3 protein-coding genes are annotated in these 3,483 nt (G+C 42.4%); all 3 read left to right on the forward strand.

What is annotated here, in order from left to right; all coding sequences use genetic code 11:
* A partial coding sequence (locus KEM39_RS10975; RefSeq protein ID WP_211710035.1) for an RNA-guided endonuclease TnpB family protein occupies positions 1 to 843 on the forward strand: 843 nt, incomplete at its 5' end.
* A gap of 565 nt (positions 844 to 1,408) precedes the next feature.
* The gene (locus KEM39_RS10980; protein WP_211710036.1) at positions 1,409 to 1,873 is read left to right on the forward strand and encodes a hypothetical protein; all 465 of its coding nucleotides are present in this window, start codon (positions 1,409 to 1,411) and stop codon (positions 1,871 to 1,873) included.
* Between the two features lie 126 nt (positions 1,874 to 1,999).
* Positions 2,000 to 3,289: a type II toxin-antitoxin system HipA family toxin gene (locus tag KEM39_RS10985; RefSeq protein WP_211710037.1), complete on the forward strand. Its 1,290-nt coding sequence runs from the start codon at positions 2,000 to 2,002 to the stop codon at positions 3,287 to 3,289.
* The last annotated feature ends 194 nt before the right edge of the window (positions 3,290 to 3,483 follow it).

Genomic DNA, 3,483 nt, shown 5'->3' on the forward strand with positions numbered 1-3,483 from the left:
TTTCCAAAATTCAAACGCAAGGGCGAAAAAGACAGTTTCAGATTTCCGCAAGGCTGCAAATTGGAACAACAAAATAACCGCATCTATTTGCCAAAGATCGGTTGGGTACGTTATCGCAATAGCCGAAATGTTTCAGGTAGCCTGAAAAATGTAACCGTCCGCCAAAAATGCGGTAAGTGGTATATCTCCGTTCAAACAGAATTTGAACAAAAAACACCGCAACCCAAAGGCGGGGAAATCGGTATCGATATGGGCATCGTGCGCTTCGCTACGCTATCCAACGGCGAACATTTTGAACCGATTAACGCATTCAAAAACCTTAAAGGCAAATTGGTCAAACTGCAAAAACAGTTTAAGCATAAAACAAAATTCAGCAAAAATTGGCAAAAACTGAAAGCCAAAATTGCTAAATTGCACCACAAAATCAGCAATATCCGTAAAAACTACTTGCATCAAATCAGCAGCCAAATCAGCCAAAGCCACGCGATTGTGTATGTTGAAGATTTGCAGGTAACAAACATGTCCAAATCCGCCAAAGGAGATGTTGAACAGCACGGCAAGAATGTGAAACAGAAATCAGGTTTGAACCGGATGATACTGGATCAGTCTTGGTTTGAGTTCAGACGGCAGTTGGCGTATAAGTTGGCTTGGAATGGCGGACATCTGGTTGCCGTACCGCCGCAAAATACCAGCCGAACCTGTCCTTGTTGCGGACATACCGCGAAAGACAACCGTCAAACGCAGGCTGTATTTGAATGCGTAGAATGCGGCTATACGGAAAATGCGGATGCGGTCGGTGCAATCAATGTGTTAAAACGCGGGCAAGCCATTCAAGCAGCCTGAAACTAAAAAATCAGGGCAGGACATGTCCGCAGCGCGTGTGAAGTGAACAATGCAGTCAGGTTGTCAGCAGCACGAACCCACCGAAGTGAGTCAGCAAAACATCGCTAACCACAGTAGGAATCCCCCGCCTTTAGGCGGGGGAGGATGTCAATGGAAAGGTTAGAAAAAAAATAGTTTGCTAGCCTAAAATACAGCTTTAACCGAGTCAAAATCAATACAGTCCGCACCTTCAAAAAGAAGCTGCGGACTGCTTGCTTTTTGCTCTACAAATGATCTTTGCAGCAGATTGTAGCAAGTTTGCTTTCCGAGCAAGCAGGGTTAGAAAATTCGATACTTTTAATTATTGGCTGTGTTTTAATATGATGTTGATAGGCGTGTTTGGCTTTAAGGTATTCAACAGGATAGGTTTATTCCTAACCGGAAAATAATTTGTCTTTTCCCTTGCAAGTGATTGAAATCAAAAGATTACTAAAACACAGCCTTACATTATTGGGGTGACTATCCTGTAAAATATGTCCTAAAACGTGGAAACCACTTTTGCTCTGCTAAATTTTAAGGAATCTTTATGTTACATATACCCCCAACGGAACCTAATCGCTATGTTAGCAGTATTGTAGCCTTAAACGTGCATAGTCCTAACGGTACAGGCGACTGGCACAGTGCAGCAGCCCTTAATGATGATGCTTACCCCCAAGATTTCTATATTTATGGCAAAGATCAAACACGTAGCACGTTACATTTGCTTGGTAACGTTGGTGTGATTGATGGAACAAACCGCTTCAATGAGATGGGCTATTATCCTGAAAACAGTCCTGTTTGGCTGGCAGATCACCCGCGTGCTTGCGTAGATTATCTCTATACTGCCGTATTACAGACAGGATCAATTGGCGAAGTAATGTTAGATGACTGGTTCCCGAGTAGCGAAGATAAACAATCAGTTTATGATTTACTCAATCAAATTGAACCACATTTAAATCCCAAAGAATGGGTGAATTTACAGCTATGGAAACGCAAAAACCCAATAATGTAATGCTAACCGAACGAGATAAAAGGCACGAGAAGCGGTATTACTGAATTTCATCCGCAATACGCCATATACAATTAAATCAGCAGATGTGTCTAAACGTCCCGATGTTCCCGTTTGAAAGAAATTTTCATGATGAAGTCTATCCTCACCGTATCCGGAAATCGTATGCGTAAACCCAGAATCACCTATTTGGATGTTTGGGCAAACGATGAAAGAATTGGTACTTTGGAAAAGGGGGCCATGTATCGGTTCACATACGACAATCCCAATTCTTCGTTGCTGGGCCTGCATTATCAAGACAGAAGCAAGGTATATATCAGCAACAACATGCCGCATATCTTTGCACAGTATTTTCCGGAAGGCTTTTTGGCTGCACACATCACAAGCAAATATGCTTTTCATGATGCGCCTTTTGAAGACAATGAGATGCTGCGCTTGGCAATTCTGGGCAGAGAGGCTTTGGGTCGGATACATGTGCGCTGTAATGACCCGCTTTTTAATGAATGGATTGACAGGTTGGAGATGGAAAATCCAAGAATATTGACTGAACGGGATTTGCTTGGCATAAATGCCCGACAGGTTTTTCAGCAATACATGGAAGAAATCTTTCATCACGGCCGTTTCGTCAGTGTATCCGGGATACAGCAGAAGATGTCCTTAGATGCCATCAGCAGAAATACCAAGCAAACTGCCTCATATATTGCCAAAGGTTTTGATGCATCCGAATATCCTTGCTTGGCTGCCAATGAATTTTTATGCATGCAGACCATCAAACAAGCCGGCATTGCCGTTGCACAGACCAGCCTGTCGAAAGATTCATCAGTCTTATTGGTACGTCGGTTTGATGTCAGTGAACAGGGGTATTTCTTAGGCATGGAAGACTTTACCAGTCTGCGTCAGTATTCAGCAGAAGATAAGTATAAAGGCAGTTATGCGGCTATTGCACAGATTATCCGACAGATATCCGGCAGACCCGATGAAGATTTAATCCATTTCTTTAACCAACTTGCCGCCAGTTGCATATTGAAAAACGGCGATGCACACCTCAAAAATTTTTCAGTACTCTATCATGACGAATACGATGTACGTCTTGCACCTGCCTATGATGTATTGGATACATCAATATACAGGGTTGGAACACAAGGAATTTTTGATGCTTATGACGATACGCTGGCATTAAACCTGACTAACCACGGTAAGAAAACATATCCTTCCAAGAATATATTATTGGATTTTGCTGAGAAATATTGCGATTTGGGAAGAGAAGATGCATCCTTTATGATAGATACAATCGTTCAAGCTAAAGAACAGGTTCTTGTTAAATACTCGGATGTATTGCGTGAGAATGAATGGTTGGCGCAGAAGTGGCATTTTATCCCGGATGAAAATGAAGAAGGTCTACCGTTTACATTCCGGTAGCTGCCGGGTTTGAACCGGCTGTCAGAGATGGCCGGTCGACTTTCACCCTGAAAATCACTTCATCTTATGGTGTTTAAAACCGAGAAATTAGAAGAATCGTATTCGGTAGGAGATATACTGGGAAGATTGGAAAACTGGTAAATCACTCTATTGATTGAGTTGGCGACCTGAGACCTTTGCAAAATTCCCCAAAA

This window comes from Neisseria sp. Marseille-Q1983, from assembly GCF_018224585.1.
GTDB lineage: Bacteria > Pseudomonadota > Gammaproteobacteria > Burkholderiales > Neisseriaceae > Neisseria > Neisseria polysaccharea.